Source organism: Streptomyces sp. NPDC007856 (assembly GCF_042868225.1).
In the GTDB taxonomy this organism is placed as follows: Bacteria; Actinomycetota; Actinomycetes; order Streptomycetales; family Streptomycetaceae; genus Streptomyces.
In genome coordinates this window covers 119,118-136,731 of the sequence record NZ_JBIAEC010000010.1, presented here as the reverse complement: position 1 = coordinate 136,731, position 17,614 = coordinate 119,118, and the positions used below count along the sequence as shown (strand labels likewise).

General features: G+C 69.8%; 17 protein-coding genes and 2 pseudogenes. 13 read left to right on the top strand and 6 right to left on the bottom strand.

The window, feature by feature from the left end; genetic code table 11:
• The first annotated feature begins 57 nt into the window (after positions 1 to 57).
• From ACFYOH_RS23970 to ACFYOH_RS23960, 3 genes are all read left to right on the top strand, one after another.
• Entirely contained in the window at positions 58 to 960 is a 903-nt protein-coding gene (locus tag ACFYOH_RS23970; RefSeq protein WP_388628799.1) for a universal stress protein, read from the top strand.
• Positions 961 to 976: 16 nt separating this feature from the next.
• Positions 977 to 3,661 (top strand): pyruvate, phosphate dikinase, encoded by a 2,685-nt coding sequence (gene ppdK, locus ACFYOH_RS23965; RefSeq protein WP_388628797.1) that lies wholly within the window; start codon positions 977 to 979, stop codon positions 3,659 to 3,661.
• Between the two features lie 294 nt (positions 3,662 to 3,955).
• Positions 3,956 to 4,969: a 2-hydroxyacid dehydrogenase gene (locus ACFYOH_RS23960; protein ID WP_388628794.1), complete on the top strand. Its 1,014-nt coding sequence runs from the start codon at positions 3,956 to 3,958 to the stop codon at positions 4,967 to 4,969.
• A 78-nt stretch (positions 4,970 to 5,047) separates the two neighbouring features.
• Here ACFYOH_RS23960 and ACFYOH_RS23955 read toward each other — a convergent pair whose 3' ends face one another.
• Positions 5,048 to 5,365: an ATP-binding protein gene (locus ACFYOH_RS23955; protein ID WP_388629258.1), complete on the bottom strand. Its 318-nt coding sequence runs from the start codon at positions 5,363 to 5,365 to the stop codon at positions 5,048 to 5,050.
• 200 nt (positions 5,366 to 5,565) lie between these two features.
• Between ACFYOH_RS23955 and ACFYOH_RS23950 the strand changes: the two genes are divergently transcribed.
• The 5 genes and pseudogenes from ACFYOH_RS23950 to ACFYOH_RS23930 all read left to right on the top strand — a co-directional run.
• The gene (locus ACFYOH_RS23950) at positions 5,566 to 6,561 is read left to right on the top strand and encodes an Acg family FMN-binding oxidoreductase (protein ID WP_388628791.1); all 996 of its coding nucleotides are present in this window, start codon (positions 5,566 to 5,568) and stop codon (positions 6,559 to 6,561) included.
• A gap of 215 nt (positions 6,562 to 6,776) precedes the next feature.
• On the top strand, positions 6,777 to 7,754 hold the full coding sequence (locus ACFYOH_RS23945) for an L-threonylcarbamoyladenylate synthase (protein ID WP_388628788.1): 978 nt from the start codon (positions 6,777 to 6,779) through the stop codon (positions 7,752 to 7,754).
• 62 nt (positions 7,755 to 7,816) lie between these two features.
• Complete coding sequence (locus ACFYOH_RS23940; RefSeq protein WP_388629255.1) at positions 7,817 to 8,245, top strand: Tn3 family transposase; 429 nt, start codon at positions 7,817 to 7,819, stop codon at positions 8,243 to 8,245.
• Between the two features lie 478 nt (positions 8,246 to 8,723).
• Positions 8,724 to 9,146 (top strand): Hsp20/alpha crystallin family protein, encoded by a 423-nt coding sequence (locus ACFYOH_RS23935; protein ID WP_388628786.1) that lies wholly within the window; start codon positions 8,724 to 8,726, stop codon positions 9,144 to 9,146.
• A 79-nt stretch (positions 9,147 to 9,225) separates the two neighbouring features.
• Positions 9,226 to 9,595, top strand: a pseudogene (locus tag ACFYOH_RS23930) (AAA family ATPase); the annotation flags it as partial.
• A gap of 182 nt (positions 9,596 to 9,777) precedes the next feature.
• Here the strand turns inward: ACFYOH_RS23930 and ACFYOH_RS23925 are convergent.
• From ACFYOH_RS23925 to ACFYOH_RS23910, 4 genes are all read right to left on the bottom strand, one after another.
• Positions 9,778 to 9,987, bottom strand: coding sequence for a hypothetical protein (locus tag ACFYOH_RS23925; RefSeq protein WP_388629295.1), 210 nt, complete (start codon positions 9,985 to 9,987; stop codon positions 9,778 to 9,780).
• A 48-nt stretch (positions 9,988 to 10,035) separates the two neighbouring features.
• A complete protein-coding gene (locus ACFYOH_RS23920) occupies positions 10,036 to 10,188 on the bottom strand; it encodes a hypothetical protein (protein ID WP_388628783.1) in 153 nt (50 codons plus the stop codon).
• Between the two features lie 199 nt (positions 10,189 to 10,387).
• A complete protein-coding gene (locus ACFYOH_RS23915) occupies positions 10,388 to 10,777 on the bottom strand; it encodes a hypothetical protein (protein WP_388628781.1) in 390 nt (129 codons plus the stop codon).
• A complete protein-coding gene (locus ACFYOH_RS23910) occupies positions 10,774 to 11,079 on the bottom strand; it encodes an STAS domain-containing protein (protein WP_388628778.1) in 306 nt (101 codons plus the stop codon). The genes ACFYOH_RS23915 and ACFYOH_RS23910 overlap by 4 nt, the downstream gene beginning before the upstream one ends.
• A gap of 246 nt (positions 11,080 to 11,325) precedes the next feature.
• On the opposite strand from ACFYOH_RS23910, the gene ACFYOH_RS23905 reads away from it, so the two are divergent.
• The 5 genes and pseudogenes from ACFYOH_RS23905 (at position 11,326) to ACFYOH_RS23885 (ending at position 17,366) form a co-directional block, all read left to right on the top strand.
• Positions 11,326 to 11,688 carry a J domain-containing protein gene (locus tag ACFYOH_RS23905; RefSeq protein ID WP_388628776.1) on the top strand — a complete coding sequence of 121 codons (363 nt, stop codon included), beginning with the start codon at positions 11,326 to 11,328 and terminating at the stop codon, positions 11,686 to 11,688.
• A gap of 38 nt (positions 11,689 to 11,726) precedes the next feature.
• Positions 11,727 to 13,595 (top strand): molecular chaperone DnaK, encoded by a 1,869-nt coding sequence (gene dnaK / locus ACFYOH_RS23900; protein WP_388628774.1) that lies wholly within the window; start codon positions 11,727 to 11,729, stop codon positions 13,593 to 13,595.
• 2 nt (positions 13,596 to 13,597) lie between these two features.
• Complete coding sequence (gene grpE / locus ACFYOH_RS23895) at positions 13,598 to 14,143, top strand: nucleotide exchange factor GrpE (RefSeq protein ID WP_388628771.1); 546 nt, start codon at positions 13,598 to 13,600, stop codon at positions 14,141 to 14,143.
• 7 nt (positions 14,144 to 14,150) lie between these two features.
• A pseudogene (locus ACFYOH_RS23890) lies at positions 14,151 to 14,258 on the top strand (DUF2267 domain-containing protein); the annotation flags it as partial.
• Between the two features lie 564 nt (positions 14,259 to 14,822).
• A complete protein-coding gene (locus ACFYOH_RS23885; protein ID WP_388628768.1) occupies positions 14,823 to 17,366 on the top strand; it encodes an ABC transporter substrate-binding protein in 2,544 nt (847 codons plus the stop codon).
• A gap of 14 nt (positions 17,367 to 17,380) precedes the next feature.
• Here the strand turns inward: ACFYOH_RS23885 and ACFYOH_RS23880 are convergent, their stop codons facing one another.
• Positions 17,381 to 17,551 carry a sigma factor-like helix-turn-helix DNA-binding protein gene (locus ACFYOH_RS23880; RefSeq protein WP_388628765.1) on the bottom strand — a complete coding sequence of 57 codons (171 nt, stop codon included), beginning with the start codon at positions 17,549 to 17,551 and terminating at the stop codon, positions 17,381 to 17,383.
• Positions 17,552 to 17,614 lie beyond the last annotated feature (63 nt).

The following is a 17,614-nucleotide window of genomic DNA, read 5'->3' as shown; positions in this document are numbered from 1 at the left end:
GTCCCCTCAGGAAGACGCTGGCAGTACCAGGCAGAACAAGCGCAGGAGGTGCGCACCATGCTGTCGCCCGTCATCGCCGCAGTAGACGGATCGACCGAGAGCCTCGCCGCCGCCGAGTGGGCCGCCCGCGAGGCCGTGCGTCGTGACCGACCGCTGCGACTGGTGCACGCCTGGAACTGGCATCCCCGCCAGACGGAAGGGGAGCCGGCGAACGCCGCGCAGCGGCATCTGGCGCGCCGCGTTCTGCGGCAGGCGGAGGAGCGCATCCGCACCGCCGTACCCGGCGTACACGTCACCGACGAGCAGGTCGAGGGCCCGGCGACCGCGGCCTTGCTGAAGGCCGCTGAACAGGCCGAACTGCTGGTCCTGGGCTCGCGCGGCCTGAGCGGCTTCACCGGACTTCTCGTCGGCTCCGTCGCCCAAGGGGTGGTCGCGAAGGCCACCCGTCCCGTGATCCTCGTACGGACAGGGGAGGAGGCCGAGGACGAGCACTTCCCGGCGGACGACGGCAGCCCGTCCACCCGGACCGGCTACCTCGATGTAGTGCTCGGCATCGACCTCGCCGACGCCTGCGACGAAGTGATCGAGTTCGCGTTCGAGGAAGCCCAGTTGCGGCAGGCCCGGCTGCGGGTCGTGTACGCCTGGCAGCCGCCTTCCGCCATCAGCCTCGGCCCCGGAGACATCGCTCTGGTCAACGATCCCGCGCGGGCCGAGGAGTGGCAGGGCTTCCTGTCCGCTGTCCTGAAGGTGTGGCGGGACAAGTACCCCGAGACCGAGGTCCTGGAGACCGTTGTGGAGGGCAAGGCCTCCACCGCGCTGGTGCGGGCCGCCTCCGCGGCGAGCCTCCTCGTCGTCGGCCGCCGCCTGTCCGAGCGGCCGACGGTTCCGCGCATCGGTCCCGTCACCCATGCCGCCGTCCACCACGTCGGCTGCCCGCTGGCCGTCGTGCCCCACGAGTGAGAGACCGGAGAGCGCGATGAGCACACCGACAACGTACGTGTACGCCTTCGCCGAGGGCAGCCGGGAGATGGCCGGACTGCTCGGCGGCAAGGGAGCCGGCCTGGCCGAGATGACCCGGCTCGGACTGCCCGTGCCACCGGGCTTCACCGTCACGACCGAAGCCTGCAAGGTCTACCTCGCCACGGGGGAGGAACCACCCGAACTCGGCATCGAGGAGGCCCGTGCCCTGGCCGGCCTGGAACGGGCCATGGGACGCACGCTCGGTGCGCCCGACGATCCGCTCCTGGTGTCCGTACGCTCCGGCGCCCGCTTCTCGATGCCCGGCATGATGGAGACCATCCTCGACATCGGCCTCAACGACGAGTCCGTCGCCGGCCTCGCCAAGGCGTCCGGACAGGAGCGGTTCGCCTGGGACTCCTATCGAAGGCTCGTGCAGATGTTCGGCCGCACGGTGCTGGGCGTCGACGGTGACCTCTTCGAGCAGGCCATCGCCGCGCACAAGGCGCAGCGCGGGACGCGCGACGACCACGACCTCGACGCCGGTGAACTCGCGCTGCTCACTGAGGAGTTCAAGGCGATCGTCCGCCGGGAGACGGGCGAGGACTTCCCCCAGGATCCCGTCGAGCAGCTCCAGCGCGCCATCCGTGCGGTCTTCGATTCCTGGAACGGCGAACGCGCCCGTGTATACCGCCGCCGCGAGCACATCCCCGACGACCTCGGCACCGCCGTCAACGTCCAGGCGATGGTGTTCGGCAACCTCGGTCCCGACTCCGGTACCGGCGTCGCCTTCACCCGGGACCCCGCCACCGGCGCCCGCGGCATGTACGGCGACTACCTGCCCGACGCCCAGGGCGAGGACGTCGTCTCGGGAGTCCGCGACGCCGTGCCCCTGAGCGAGCTGAAGACCCTCGATCCCCGCTCGTACGCCGAGCTCGGAGACCACCTGCGCACGCTGGAGAACCGCTACCGGGATCTGTGCGACGTGGAGTTCACCGTCGAGCGCGGCCGGCTGTGGATCCTCCAGACGCGGGTCGGCAAGCGCACCGCCGAGGCCGCCTTCCGTATCGCCCACGACCTGCGCGAGGAGAAGACGATCACGGCCGACGAGGCGCTGGCCCGCGTGGACGGAGCCGAGCTGACCCGGCTGATGTTCCCCCGCTTCGACATCACCCCCGCCGACGTGCCTCTCGCGCACGGCGTACCGGCCTCACCGGGCGCAGCGGTCGGGGTCGTCGTCTTCGACTCCGCCGAGGCGCAGCGCCGAGCCGCTGCCGGAGAGAAGACGATCCTCGTGCGCCGTGAGACGACCCCCGACGACCTGCCCGGAATGATCGCCGCTCAGGCCGTCCTCACCAGCCGGGGCGGCAAGACCAGCCACGCCGCCGTCGTCGCGCGCGGCATGGGCAAGGTGTGCGTGTGCGGGGCCGAGTCGCTGACCGTCGACCCGGTCGCCCGCCGGCTCACCACGGACACAGGAGTCGTCGTACGCGAGGGCGACATCCTGTCCGTCGACGGAACCGCCGGCACCGTGCACCTCGGTGCGCTGCCGCTCACCGCCTCCGACGTCGGGCGCGCGCTGGAGACCGGTGAGAGGACGGGCCCGCTGACAGAGGCGGTCCTGACGGCACTCGCGCACGCGGACTCCGTCCGCCGCCTTCAGGTACGGGCGAACGCCGACACGCCTGAGGACGCCGCACGCGCCCGCCGGCTCGGCGCCCGGGGCATCGGCCTGTGCCGCACCGAGCACATGTTCCTCGGTGACCGCAGGACGCTGGTCGAGGCGATGATCCTGGCCCGCGACGACACGGCCCGCGAGGAGGCTCTCGCGACGCTGCTGCCGCTGCAGCGCGAGGACTTCATCGGCATCCTCACAGCCATGGACGGGCTGCCGGTGACCATTCGGCTCATCGACCCGCCGCTGCACGAGTTCCTGCCCGACCGCACCGCGCTGGCCGTCCGCCTGGCGAGCGCCACCCATCCAGACGTCCACGACCGCGAACTGCTCGATGCCGTCGAGCGTCTGCATGAGCAGAACCCGATGCTGGGATTGCGCGGCGTACGGCTCGGACTGGCCGTTCCCGGCCTCATGGCCATGCAGGTCCGCGCCATCGCCGAGGCCCTCGTCCACCGACTGCGCGCGGGCGGCCGGCCGCGCGCCGAGATCATGATCCCGCTCGTCGGAACGGTCGAGGAACTGCGCCTGGCCCGTACGGAAGCAGAGCGCGTGCTCGCCGAAGTCACGGCGGAGACAGGGGAGTCCCTGCACCTCCCGATCGGCACAATGATCGAACTGCCCCGCGCGGCCCTCACCGCCGGACGCATCGCCGACGCCGCCGACTTCTTCTCCTTCGGCACCAACGACCTCACCCAGACCACCTGGGGACTGTCCCGCGACGACGCCGAAGCGTCCTTCTTCCCGCTGTACCTGGAGAAGGGCATCTTCAGCGTGTCCCCCTTCGAGACGATCGACCAGGAGGGCGTAGGCAAGCTCGTGGAGCTGGCCGTGGAGGCGGGCCGCGCCGTCAACCCCGGGCTGGAGACCGGGGTGTGCGGCGAACACGGCGGCGACCCGGAGTCCATCCACTTCTTCCACCGGGCGGGCCTCGACTACGTCTCCTGCTCCCCCTTCCGCATCCCGGCCGCCCGGCTGGAGGCGGGACGAGCAGCCCTCACGGAAACCGAAACCAGCGAGAGCCGGTGACGGTCACGTCCGGCTCGGCGACCGGAACCGCATCCACCGGGGGGCGTGGATCCGCAGCTCCGCCCCTTCGGTCCCGCTGCCCGAACGGGGGCACGCTCGCGCCGCCGGTGAGGACGGGTGTGGGGACTCTCGCGGAGGGGAAGCGCGTCGTCCTCTCCCCACGACCTCCGCAGTCAGAGCGCCGGCCCGGTGTCCTGGGACGACGGGACCCACGCCCGGAGCCGATCGGCCCTCTTCCCTTCTGCGATCCCGGCCTACGGTGGAGGTGATCACCGATCGACGGGAGGAGAGCAGGTGGAGATCGTCGCCTATGGCGTCCTCGCGGACGAGGAGCCGCTGCTGAGGGACGCGTTCGACAAGGCCTTCGCGGGTCGGCATGAGCTGCGGTGTCTGGGGCTGTTCCTGGACGGGGACACCGTCCCGACGGCCGCGGGCAGCGAGGTCGTCCTCAGCAGCGTCAACGACACCCTGGACGCCGGCGTTCTGCGCTCGCTGACCAAGGGCGGCACCCGACTGATCGCCCAGCGGTCCACCGGCTACAACAACATCGACCTGACCGCCGCCAAGGAACTGGGGCTCACGGTTGCCCGGGTCTCGTACTACTCGCCGTACTCGGTTGCCGAGTTCGCCTGGACCCTGGCCCTGGCGGTCAACCGTCGGATCGTCCGGGCCGCGCACCGCACCCGGGAGTTCGACTTCCGACTCGACGGGCTGATGGGCCGGGACCTGCGCGGCCGGACGGCCGGAGTGGCGGGCACCGGAAAGATCGGCGCGGCGTTCGCCCGGATCGCCCACGGGTTCGGGATGCGGCTGCTGGGCTGGGACGTCGCCGAGAATCCCGACTGCCTCGCCCTCGGGATGGAGTACGTGCCGCGCGAGCGGCTGTTCGCCGAGGCGGACCTGATCAGCCTGCACGTGCCGCTGCTGCCCGAGACCCATCACCTCGTCGACGCCAAGGCCCTGGGCCTGATGAAGGACGACGCGATTCTGGTCAACTCCAGCCGCGGCGGCCTGGTGGACACCGACGCCCTGCTGGAGACGCTGCGCGCCGGCCGGCTGAGCGGTGTCGGCCTCGACGTGTACGAGGAGGAGGCCGGGGTGTTCTTCCTGGACAAGTCGCTGGAGGTGATGACCGACGAACGCCTCGCGCGGCTGATGACCTTCAACAACGTCCTGATCACGTCCCACCAGGCCTACTTCACCCGAGACGCGGTCGGGCAGATCGCCCAGACCACCGTGGCCAACATCGAGGACTACTTCGCCGGCCGCTCCGGCGACAACGTGCTCGTCCACCCCGAGACATCCTGATCCACGTCTGCTTCCGCCGCGCGACGCGAAAGGGGGCCGTTGGGCCCCATCCGTCGGCCGGCCCGGGGCTGTTCGGCCCTATCCGGCCCGGGTACCCCTCCGACGATCATGGAGCGGCGGCCGGGAAGGCGCCAGGTCCATACCCGCACCAGGGCACTTCCGAAGCCGGCCGAACCCGGCGGGCTCTCTCGGATCCGTGAGCTGTGGCCGCGGGGGCTGGCGGCTGGCGTCGTGCACTGTGACCGTCACCGTCCCCGGGCCGGTTCTGAGCCCGAAACCGGTCACGCCGCCGGCGTGGCGGACCGCGTTGCTGATCAGCTCGGTCACTACCAGCAGCACCGCGTCCGCCTCATCCCCACCAGAGGGCGCAAGAAGGGTGCGCGCCGAGCTCAGCACCGCGGCGGCTGATCTCTGCTGATCCACTGCGTAGAGATCCACAAAGCTGCCGATGCCCCACCGGATACCGGGACCTGGCTCACCGAGCGTGGGGCGATGCGACCGACGGCGGTCTCACCACCCCACCGGACGTGTGCATGTGGAGCCTGGGTACTCGCCACGTGAGTCGAGGGCGCGTGGTGTGTTGTGAGGAGGGCACGATGGACACACGGCAACTGGATGCGAAGACCGCCGCCGCGCTGGTCGCCGAGGCCGTGTTCGCCCCTTCCATGCACAATGCCCAGCCATGGCGCTTCCGCTACGTGGCCCATGATCGTGCTCTCCTGCTGCTTGCCGATCTCGACCGGGCCATGACCCGCTCCGACCCGGGGAACCGGGCGTTGCACATCGGCTGCGGAGCGGCGCTGTTCAATCTCCGCGTCGCCGCGGCCCATGCCGGATTCACCCCGGTGGTCCGGCTGCTGCCGGATCCTGCGGAGCCGCTGTTGCTCGCCGCTGTGCAGCTGGGCGAGGCGCGCCGTCCCACGACGCACGAGGACGACCTGGCGCGCCTGCACCCGGCCATCCGCGAGAGGCACACCAGCCGGCATCCCTTCGACGAAAAGGACATCCCCGAGGACGTCCGGGCCGCATTGCAGAGAGCAGCCAGCCTCGAGGGAGCCGACCTGCTGTTCCCCGGCCCCTGGCACGTGGAAACCGTCCTGGACCTGGTCCACGACGCCGAGAGCCGCGACGCCCTGAACCCCGCGGGCATGGAGGATCTGCACCGCTGGACCCGGCTCGGCCCAGAAGCGGACATCGCCACCGACGGCGTCCCGGAGTACGCGTTCGGGCCCCGGATGCGGGACGGCAAGGCTCCGCTGCGCGACTTCGCCGGTCGCCGCCCGGTGGCAGACCGCGGCGCCACCGCCTTCGAGAAGAACCCGCACCTGGCGCTGCTCAGCACACCAGGAGATGCCCCCGCCGACTGGCTGCGCGCGGGCCAGGCGCTGGAACGCGTCCTGCTGGAGGCGACCCTGACCGGGCTCGCCACCTCCCTGACCTCCCACGCTCTGGAGAGCCCGGACCTGCGCCTGCTGGCCCGTGAACCGGTGGCCGGCGGAGGCCACGTACAGATGGTGCTGCGCCTGGGCTATGGACCGCAGGGGCCCGCCACGCCCCGCCGCCCTGTTCGTGACGTCCTAGAAGTCGTCTAGGAATGGAGCCAGGTAAAGGCTCTGGCCCGTTCGGAGGCTACTTCGGCTGTGAACTCTTGCCTCCGTACCAGGGACCTCGGTCAGTCCAGGAATGACGGAACCGCGATGGGCGCTACGGGCGCGTTCTTGGATGCGGTGCCTCGGCCGTGGTCGCGTCGTTATGCGCTGAGGAGGCCACGGAATGTGGAAGAGCAGGACGGTGAGAGGATGCGAGCGTGACGGCACGAACCAGTGATATCGAGAAGGCGGCCGGTGTGCTGCGCGCCGGAGGGCTGGTGGCCTTCCCGACCGAAACCGTCTACGGTCTGGGCGCCAACGCCGAGGATCCTGCCGCTGTCTCGCGCATCTTCCAGGTCAAGGGGCGTCCGCCCTCCCATCCGCTGATCGTCCACATTGGCGGCGCGGAGTACCTGGACGACTGGGTCGAGGACGTGCCGGCGACGGCGCGCCTGCTGGCAGAACGCTTCTGGCCAGGGCCACTCACGCTGGTCCTGCGGCGGGGCCGCCGGGTGCCCCTCGAGGCAACTGGTGGCCTGGAGACAGTGGCCGTGCGCGTGCCCGACCACCCCGTCGCACTCGCGCTGCTCTCGGCCTTCGGCGACGGTGTCACGGCCCCGTCCGCCAACCGCTTCGGCCAGGTAAGCCCCACAACGGCGCAGCACGTCCGTGCGGAGCTTGGTGATGCCGTCGATTTCGTGCTGGACGGCGGTCCCTGCGCGGTCGGCGTCGAGTCGACCATCGTCGACACCACGGGCGAGATCCCGAGCATCCTGCGGCCCGGCGGGGTGACGCGCGAGGACCTCGAAGCGGTGCTGGGGCGCCCGCTTGCGGTCCACTCGACCAGCCGTGTCCGGGTGCCGGGCCAGCATCCGTCCCACTACGCGCCGCGTGCGCGAGTCGTCCTCGTCGAGCCCGAGAAGATCATCGCCGAAGCCGAGGCCGCGCAGGAGCTGGGCCACCGCGTGGGCGTCCTTCTTCCCGCCTCCTTCGCCGACGCTCCGGTGAAGGCGCACGCTGTGGTGACGGTCCCCGGTTCGCCGGCCGCCTACGCGCGCGGGCTGTACGGGTTCCTGCGCAAACTCGACCAGCAGGGGTGCGACCTCATCATCGCCTCCGTGCCCGTGGAGGTGGGGCTGGGGCTGGCGATCGCCAACCGGCTGCGCCGCGCCGCGGGGCCCCGGTCCGCCGAGTGAACAGCACCGATGCCGTCCGATGATCCTGTCGGAACGCTCACGGCGCCCCGGAAACTCGGCCTATTCGGCGATGGTCGCGGCGCCGCCCCGGCCTGGCACAGTGCCGAGGGGGCCCCACCTGTGCGGCGATGCTGGAGGTCAGCCGTGCTCAGAAGACCATCTTCGTCGCCCGCTATCTGCGGCTTCGGGATCTTCAGCGGGAGATCGAGGAGGGCCTGAACGTGATGCACTCCTCCAACGGCGCCAACTCCGTGATCGCCTACGGCAAGGGCGGAGAGATCGCCTCGAACCGGCGCGACGAGTGGGCCTATGCCCGGTCAGTCGAACAGGTCCATGCTGAGGTACCGCTCACCGGTGTCAGGCAGGACGACGACGATCAGCGCGCCGTAGTGCTGCCGGTGTCGCGCGATGGTGGCAGTGGCGTGGAGGGTGGCGCGTTGGACACGTCGGCCGGAATGCCCTCGGGGCGATTCCAGGAGTTCCTTCCGTGACTTGCGGTCTTGTTCGGATTCCGGGACCCGTCGCTTCTCTCTCGTCACAGGGGGCGGCACCACAGTCGAGGAGCGGCCCGGCGGCCCGCGCAACTCGAGTCGGGCCTCGCTGACGTAGTCACTGCAACGGCGCAGCCGCGACGTCCACGGCAGAGGACGAGCGCGCTCTGTACCAGGACTCCCTTGCCGAGTACGTGTGGGCACGGGATGTAGCAGGACTCTCGCCTAAGACGCTGGAGGGTCTGATCCGGCCAATGCTGGAGGTCTGCTCGTTCTGCCCGGGCAAGGCGCGTGAGCTGCTTGGGTGTGCCGCCGGAGGTGGCGATCTTGCGGGGCTTGGCGTGTGCGGCCAGGCGGCGGCAGGCCACCGCCACCAACGCCCGAAAAAAGTTGAGCCGATAGTTGTCAACTTTTCGGCGCAGTGGTACATCAGAAGTAGAGCGAAAGGACGCGGGACGACGTGAAGGAGGGCCGACAGATGCTGATGCGTACGGATCCCTTCCGCGAGCTTGACCGGCTCGTCGAGCGGGTCTGGGGCACGACCGCGCACCCGGCGGGCATGCCGATGGACGCCTGGCGCGAGGGCGAGACGTTCTTCGTGGAGCTGGACCTGCCGGGCGTGGACCCTGAGTCGATCGACCTCGATGTCGAGCGCAACGTCCTGACGGTGAAGGCCGAACGCAAGCCGGCGTACGGCGAGAACTGTGACACGGTGATCACCGAGCGGCCCGCGGGGACGTTCAGCCGACAGCTGTTCCTCGGCGAGACCCTCGACACCGACAAGATCGAAGCCTCCTACGAGGCCGGTGTGCTGAGGCTGCAGATCCCGGTCGCCGAGCAGGCCAAGCCACGCAAGATCGCCATCAGCGGCGGCAGCGACCGCAAGGAACTGGGCAGCTGACGCCACAGCGACACCGCGACTTCAGGGCCTCGGGCATCAGTCCAGGGCCCTGCTGCCGTCCCTGGCCTCCGTCGGCGTGCCGGTCGGCTCCTTCCTCTTCCTCGGCCCCACCGGGGTGGGCAAGACCGAACTCTCCCGCGCGCTGGCCGCCGCCCTGTTCGGCGACGAGGGACGGATGATCCGCTTTGACATGAGCGAGTTCCAGGAGAAGCACACCGTCTCCCGCCTGGTCGGCGCCCCCCGGCTACGTCGGCTACGAGGAAGCCGGGCAGCTCCTGCAGCTGGAACACACCCGCCGGCGTCTGCACGCCCAGGACATCACCCTGGACATCAGCGCCGGCGCGGCCGACCTGCTGGCCAACCTCGGCCACCAGCCCGAGTTCGGCGCCCGCCCGCTGCGCCGGACCATCCAGCGCGAGCTCGACGACCGCCTTGCCGACCTGCTGCTGCGGCGTCCACCCGGACGCGGTCGCCCGGGCAGCGGACGATGCCGTGCGGCGTGTGGGGGTCGTGACGTCGGGGGCTGCCGAGCCAGGTGGCCGCCGCCGTGGTGGACCGTGGCCTTGCGGCGCTGCTGGCCGGGCACGTCAGCCCTGAGTTGCGCCGGGAAGTGGACCTGGTGTGCGAGACGCTACCTCAACGAGCGGCACCGGGTACCGCTGCTGGAATCCGCCGCCCAGCGCAAACCTGAGGGCGGATGGGATGTGCTGGTGTACGCGAACCCGAGGAGCACCAGGACGAAGATCTTCCCCGGCCACCAGGGCAGCAGTCGCTCCAGCATGGCGATCGACCCCTCGACGTGCATACTCTCCCGGACCACCCGCCGGTAGACCAGCAGCACAACGAACAGGGTCCTTGCCGGCCTCTCGCGTCCGGCGCCGGGAGCGCATCAGGACGGGGCCGGGCCCTGCGGCTTCCTGCCGTCCGCGTCGAACACCTTGGTGAAGGTGGCCCCGCACCGGCAGCGGGAGTGCTCGATCAGTTCTCCCTCGGCCGACACGCTCAGCCCCTGGCTGAGCCGCACGTGCACATGATCACCCATGAGGAGCTGCCTTTCTCGACCTCGTCTGGTCCGGTCATCGTGGAGGCCGACCACGTGAACCGACAATGCCGCAGCTCACACGTGAGTGCCGATCGTGACGCCCCCGAGGGTCCCGCCGCAGCGCCCAGGAAATCGGCGTGCGAGGTCCCTGGCCCACAGTGCGCGCCCGCCTTCAAGGGGCAGGCGCGCACTGTCCGGATCACCCGGACGGCTTCCTGGACTGCTGGGCTGCTCGTTCGCCGGGTTGCGGCTGCGAGTGACCGGCGGCGTGCAGCATCGGCGCGGTGTGCCGCTCGGGACGATGGCCGCCCTCGACCGGGACACGGCTGCGCGGCGCCTCGGCGTCACCGGGCAGCGGCACGGGCCGGCGCGCCACCAGGCGTCCGACCCAGCGGCGGCCGCAGTGCTCGCAGGGCGGGGAGCCCTGCGGCGTATACGGGGAGGCAACGGCGGTGTTGTCGCGGTAGAAGACCTCCCACTCGGCGTCGAGAGCGTCTCGGTAGCGCTGGACGTCGTAGTCGACGCTCCAGCTGTGCCAGCACGAGCCGCAGGTGAACTCCACACGTTCGACAGCGAGTTCGGTGATCACTGCACTGCACCTCCCATCCGGTGCGCAGGAACGATCCGGGGTGCTGACAGGGCCGCGTCGAGGGAGGGATACACGGGCAGGTCTGAAGCGTCGCCGCTGCTGTGCAGCAGCCGCTCCGTCCGTCCTTGAGGGCATACCAGGCGTAGCTCTCCCTGGTCCCGGTCCAGCAGCGTCCACACGGACATCAGAGCGGTGAGTCCGTCGGCGTCGGCATGGGTCAGTCCGGACAGGTCCAGAGTCAGATGATGCCGGTGCTGCGCGTGGACGGACGCCGCGAAGTCCGCGGCGAGGAACAGTGCCATGATCCGCACCCCGCTCTCTGCGTCTCAGTGTCTGCGCGCGAGCCGCCACGGTCGGCGTCCTTGGACCTCTGCTTCCACTCCTTCGCCCACTGCGCCGCTCTGCGTTCCGCGCAGTCACGGCAGTAACGCGGACACCTCACCTATACCTCGCCCAGACTTGACAAGGCAAGACTCAAGTTTTATTTCAGAAAGGTAGGCAAGTGGGTAGGAAACCGCAGCTCAGGACGGGCGAGGAGGTGGCCGGACATGCGGGTGCGGGAGCAGGAACACGAGCTGTACGCGGTGCTGGGGGTGCAGCCCTCGGCGACGGCCGAGGCGATCACCTCGGCCTTCCGCGCCCGGGTGCGGGAACTGCGCCCCGACACCCGAGTGGACGCGGACACCGCCGCACGGTTCGGTGAAGTGCGGTCGGCTTACGAGACGCTGCGCGACCCCATCCTGCGGGCGGCCTACGACCAGCGCCTCGAGCACACGCTGCCGGCGCCTGATCGAGGCGCTGTCCCTACCGTGCCGGCGCGGTCCGCATGGCGGTACGCGGTGGTGCTCGGGGACGTGCGTCCCGAGCCGCCGCTGCGTGCGGGTCCGGTCCGGTGGATTCCCGGCCGGTGAGACGAAGAACGAGGGTGAGGACGAGGAGGAGAGCACAGATGGCACGTGCGGTTGGTATCGACCTGGGAACGACGAACTCGGTGGTCTCGGTACTGGAGGGCGGCGAACCCACCGTCATCACCAACACCGAAGGCGCGCGGACGACCCCGTCGGTGGTGGCGTTCTCCAAGAACGGCGAGGTCCTCGTCGGCGAGGTGGCCAAGCGGCAGGCCGTGACGAACGTCGAGCGCACCGCGCGCTCGGTCAAGCGGCACATGGGCGATCACGCCTGGCGCTTTCCCGAGCACGGGGACGTCGACGGCAAGCGGTACACCGCGCAGGAGATCTCCGCGCGCGTGCTGCAGAAGCTGAAGCGGGACGCGGGGGCGTACCTGGGCGAGGACGTCACCGACGCGGTGATCACCGTGCCCGCCTACTTCGACGACGCCCAGCGGCAGGCGACGAAGGAGGCCGGTGAGATCGCGGGCCTGAACGTGCTGCGGATCATCAACGAGCCGACGGCCGCCGCGCTGGCGTACGGGCTGGACAAGGAGAACGACCAGACGGTCCTGGTCTTCGACCTGGGCGGCGGCACCTTCGACGTGTCGCTGCTGGAGATGGGCGAGGGCGTCATCGAGGTCAAGGCCACCAACGGCGACACCCACCTGGGCGGTGACGACTGGGACCAGCGGATCGTCGACCATCTGGTGACGCAGTTCAAGAACCACTACGGCGTCGACCTGTCCAAGGACAAGATGGCCGTGCAGCGCCTCAGGGAGGCGGCGGAGAAGGCGAAGGTCGAGCTGTCGTCGTCCACCGAGACGACCATCAACCTGCCCTACATCACCGCCTCGGCCGAGGGCCCGCTGCACCTGGACGAGAAGCTCACCCGCGCCCAGTTCCAGCAGCTCACTGCCGACCTGCTGGAGCGGTGCAAGGCGCCGTTCCACAACGCGATCAAGGACGCCGGGATCAAGGTCTCAGACATCGACCACGTCGTCCTGGTGGGCGGCTCCACCCGCATGCCCGCGGTGACCGAGCTGGTGAAGGAGCTGACCGGCAAGGACCCGCACAAGGGCGTCAACCCCGACGAGGTCGTCGCCGTCGGCGCCTCGCTCCAGGCCGGTGTCCTCAAGGGCGAGGTCAAGGACGTCCTGCTGCTCGACGTCACCCCGCTGTCCCTCGGCATCGAGACCAAGGGCGGCATCATGACCAAGCTGATCGAGCGCAACACCACCATCCCGACCCGCCGTTCGGAGATCTTCACCACCGCCGAGGACAACCAGCCCTCCGTGACGATCCAGGTCTTCCAGGGCGAACGGGAGATCGCCGCGTACAACAAGAAACTCGGCATGTTCGAGCTGACCGGCATCGCCCCGGCGCCGCGCGGAGTGCCGCAGATCGAGGTGACCTTCGACATCGACGCCAACGGCATCATGCACGTCTCGGCCAAGGACCTGGGCACCGGCAAGGAGCAGAAGATGACGGTGACCGGCGGCTCGGCGCTGCCCAGGGACGACATCGACCGCATGGTCCGCGAGGCCGAGCAGCACGCCGAGGAGGACCGCCGGCGCCGGGAGGCGGCCGAGACCCGCAACCAGGGTGAGCAGCTCGTCTACTCGACCGAGAAGCTCCTGAAGGACAACGCCGAGCACATCCCGGCGGACGCCAAGTCCGAGACGGAGACGGCGCTGGCCGAACTGAAGGAGAAGCTGAAGGGAGAGGACACCGCCGCGATCCGGCAGGCGATCGATCGCACCGCACAGGCCGCGCAGAAGATCGGCACCGCCCTGTATCAGCAGTCCCGGGCCGAGCAGCCGGCGGGTGCGGCCGGCGCGTCCGCGGGCGGCGGTACGAGCGGTGGTTCGTCCGATGATGACGTGGTGGACGCCGAGATCGTCGACGACGACAAGCCGGAGGCTGGTTGACGATGACCAGGAGCGGTCCGCGGAGCACCGAGCTGGACAAGCTGCGGCGCCTGGTGAAGGAGCGGACCGCCGACCTGCAGCGGGTGAAGGCCGAGTACGACAACTACCGCAAGCGGGTGCGGCGGGACCGCCTGGCCGTGCGCGAGATCGCGGTGGCCAACGTGGTGCGGGCGCTGCTGCCCGTGCTGGACGCCGTCGACCGGGCGTTGGCGCACGAGCCGCTGACGCCCGGTCTGAAGGACATCGCCGACAGCCTGCAGGAGCAGCTCGGCTCGTTGGGCGTCACGTCCTTCGGTGAGGTGGGCGATCTGTTCGATCCCGCGTGCCACGACGCTCTCACCCACCATGTCTGCGCCGCTGCGGACCGCCTGGTGTGCTCGGCGGTTCTGCGTCCCGGCTACCGTCTGGGCGAGAACCTGCTGCGCCCGGCGACTGTGGAGGTCACCGGGCCGGCCCCGCCGGCGAGGAGCGTACCGGGGCGGGAGTGTGGCGTCCGGGGGGCATCCGCCCCGGCAGACAAGCCGCCCTGGCCTGTCGCGCGTAGCTGACAGGCTGGACGTCAGCGCCAGCATCGTCGCCGACGCTGCGGGCCACGACCTCCCAAGCCAGGTCCTGCTCCAGCTCCCCGCAGGCTACGACCTGCTCTTCGGCCGCCCCCTTCCGCCCGCATCCCGGTCTGACCTCCTCACCCACGTCGACGGACGCCACGGGCGCCGCCGCTCTGATCGCACGGTTCGCCGTCCATCGGTGCCCCCCACGCGGAAACTGCAAGATTGAGATGCCCTGACAAGGCAGGAAGGTCGCGCATCGCCCAGTGATCATTCCGTACCGTCGAGCCTGTCCCACCGTCACGACGCGGGGCCGTGGCTCCGGACCAGGAAGCAATCAGTCGGCGGCCGAACCACTCTTGATCCAGCCGACGTACCTGCGCGAGATCTGTGACGTAATGCCGTCAAGGCGCGGAACTCTCGCAGCACGGCGCTGCCACCCGCCGACATAGAAATGATCCGAACCAGGCAGTAGGAGTCACTGGCGGATACGAAGCGCTTGCGAGCCATGTGCTCATGGCATGTTGACCTCCCTACTTCTTCCCGGGAGGCACGTGTGCCCAACTCTCCTGCATCTGCGGACTCGACGCCGGCCTACCCCAGGTGGTCGGACCGCCTGATACGCCAGCTCGACACCTTCGCGGCCAGGAGGTCCGGGGCCGAGAGAGTACCTGCTCTGGTGCTCGGCAGGCAGGACGGCGGTGATCCCCGATGGGCCGCCTTCGTCATCCGGGAGTACGAACACCGACTGGCACGAGGGCACGGCAACGCACACGGCCAGGCGCCGCACGCGGTCGTCGACGACGCGGAACTGACCGGCGGTTTCCTCGCGGCGGTCGACCGAGTGGCGCTGAGATTCCAGCTCACCATGTCTTCAGGGCGCCTGTCGCTGCGCGCCTTCCACACGTGCCGGGCCGTGCTGGAGTCGGAGCGCGGCACGGGAGACCTCCAGTCCCAGCAGCAGCCCATCGTCGACAGCCTTTACGCGGAACTCCTGAAGCGACGAAGGACGCTTCGCGCCGGCGCGTACACGGCGGACTTCTTGGGGCAGCATGTCCTCACCGGCTGGCTCCAGGGGCTCGTCGCCGCCATGGTCGTCGGTGTTCCCAAGCTTTGCTATCGGTGGTTCTTACGGCACTGGGGCCTCAGGTGGGTGGCGGACGAGTGCCATGCCGCCAACTTCCTGGACGCAGCTCTCTCCTTCTGCCGGGACGGCGAACTGGATCGTGAGGACGCCCGCGTGCGACGCATCCTGCTGCGCGCCCTCCTGACCGACCTGCGCAGAGCGACTCGGGACAGGACCCGGCTGAGTCACCTGTGGGCCCGACGACGGTGGTCCTTCGTCGTCCTTATCCCGGAGATCGACGGCGCGGACGGACCCGGCCGGGCGTTTCTCGGCACGTTCGCGGAACTGGCCGGCGACCATCCCTCCCGGCCGCTGCTCGTCCTGGCCGGGTGCGCGGGCCCGCCGCCTGACTACGCCGTCCCGCTCGGCGCCGACCTCGACCGGCCGAACGGCATCGCCGACAAGGTGTTCGCCGTCCTCAGCGAGGACAGCCCCGAGCCCGTACGCCTCGTCACACTGCCAGCCGACGACGACACGGAAGGCACGGCGAAGAACAAGATCGAGAAGGGCACGGGCATCACGGTCCGCAAGGACCACCCCCTCGACTGGGTTCGTCCATCGGTGCTGCCGGCCCTGGCCCTGGCGACCGCCGCCTTCTACCTGGCCCCTGTCTCTCTCTGGCCAGGGACCGCGCGTCCCGCACCGCCCTCGTGCGTCACCGTCCCCACCGGTGAGCGGGTGGGTGTCTCTGACGGCGAGCAGTGCGATCTGGCCGTGCCCGGAGGTCCGGGGAAGGAACTGCGAGATCTGGAACGCCAGGTGGCCGAGGAGAACGCCCGGATCCCCGACGGGCGGTACCGCACCCTGGTCTTCCTCGCACCCTTGAGCCTGCAGAAGGGTGTGTACGACGACCCTCCGCTCGGCCTGCAGATCCTGCGCGGCGCGATCGCCCAGCAGCACAAGCTGAACGCCGGCGTCCGCCAGAACAAAGTGCCCATCCGCCTGCTCATCGCCAACACCGGCCAGTACTTCCAGTACGGCGCGCACAACGACGCGACACCGAAGGACCCGGACGTCGCACAGATGATCATCAGTCGGCAACGCGAGGACCACATCGCGGCGGTCATCGGCATCACGCAGAGCCGTCCCCAGTCACTCAAGGCGGTCCAGGAACTCGACCAGGCCGGCATCCCGGTCATCGCCAACGGCGTGTCCGGCAGCACCATGGTCGGACCCGACTCCCCACAGCGCTACTTCCAGATCTCGGCTCCCGACACGCGCCTGGGCCCCATCTTCGCCGACTTCGTCCGCCGCTCCCCCGAGATCCACCACCTCACCAGCGGCAGGCCCCACGCCGTCGTCGTCTACGACCCGACCGACACCTCCTTCAGCACGGACCTCAGAAACGTCTTCCTGCGCGCCTACCGGCCCTACGGCGGCATCGACGAGGTCACCTACAGCGAAAAGCCCGGAGCCACCACACCGGACAGCATCGCCACCGACGTGTGCAACAAGGTCTCCGCCACGCACGGCATCGTCGTCTACCTCGCACGGTCGGGCGTGCTGCCGAGCCTCCTCAACGCCATGCAGAGCGCCGGCGGCCAGTGCCAGCCACCCGAGGGCACGACCATTCCCCTGATCGCCGAGAGCGCCCCCATCGACTTCCAGCTCCATCCCGCCCGGACGGCAGGGGCCTACCCGTACATGACGCTCTTCTACGAGACGACGAACGCCCCCACGTCGGACCCTCGGGATCCCTACGCCCAGTTCACCCAGGACTTCGCCGCCGTCTTCGGGCACCTGAGCGCCGACGCCGACGCGGCCGGCGGCTTCGACACCGTCGGCATCGTCTCCAAGGTCATCGAGAACCTGCTGCCGGCGTCCCAGGACGTCCAGCCCAACGACATCTACCTGTGGCTCACCGCCCACGGCGTGTCCCAGTACCCCGGCGCCTCTGGCGTGCTGCAACTGGACGCCAAGAACAAGTACCCACCCGACAAGGCCGTCTACATCCGCGAGATCACCCAGCCGGGCGGCGCCACGTCCACCCTGCTCAGCTGCGGCATCCTGCCCGACCGGCAGAACCGCGCGAAGTGGGGCACACCGCCTGCCACCTTCCCGTGCCCCCGCGAGGGCGCGGGATCACCGTCCGACTGACCCGGCTCCGGACGTCAGTGGGCGTTGACCATGCCTTCGCGCAGGCGAGTCAACAGGCGGGAGATCAGCCGGGAGACATGCATCTGGGACACCCCGGGGCGCTCGCCGAGCTGGGCCTTGGTGAGTTCCTCGCCGAACCGCCAGTGGTTGATCTCGCAGTCCCGTTCGGCAAGTTCGGCGATCACTGGGGGCGAGGGCGTGGGGAGGTCTCGACGAGTTGGAGGTGGCGTCCTCGTCGCCGATGAAGA

Coding starts and splice junctions, on each gene's coding strand:
- ACFYOH_RS23935 (WP_388628786.1), top strand. CDS start 8,724: ATGCTGATGCGTACGGATCCCTTCCGCGAGCTTGACCGGCTCGTCGAG.
- grpE (WP_388628771.1), top strand. CDS start 13,598: ATGACCAGGAGCGGTCCGCGGAGCACCGAGCTGGACAAGCTGCGGCGC.
- ACFYOH_RS23905 (WP_388628776.1), top strand. CDS start 11,326: ATGCGGGTGCGGGAGCAGGAACACGAGCTGTACGCGGTGCTGGGGGTG.
- ACFYOH_RS23970 (WP_388628799.1), top strand. CDS start 58: ATGCTGTCGCCCGTCATCGCCGCAGTAGACGGATCGACCGAGAGCCTC.
- ACFYOH_RS23920 (WP_388628783.1), bottom strand. CDS start 10,188: ATGGGTGATCATGTGCACGTGCGGCTCAGCCAGGGGCTGAGCGTGTCG.
- ACFYOH_RS23910 (WP_388628778.1), bottom strand. CDS start 11,079: ATGGCACTGTTCCTCGCCGCGGACTTCGCGGCGTCCGTCCACGCGCAG.
- dnaK (WP_388628774.1), top strand. CDS start 11,727: ATGGCACGTGCGGTTGGTATCGACCTGGGAACGACGAACTCGGTGGTC.
- ACFYOH_RS23950 (WP_388628791.1), top strand. CDS start 5,566: ATGGACACACGGCAACTGGATGCGAAGACCGCCGCCGCGCTGGTCGCC.
- ppdK (WP_388628797.1), top strand. CDS start 977: ATGAGCACACCGACAACGTACGTGTACGCCTTCGCCGAGGGCAGCCGG.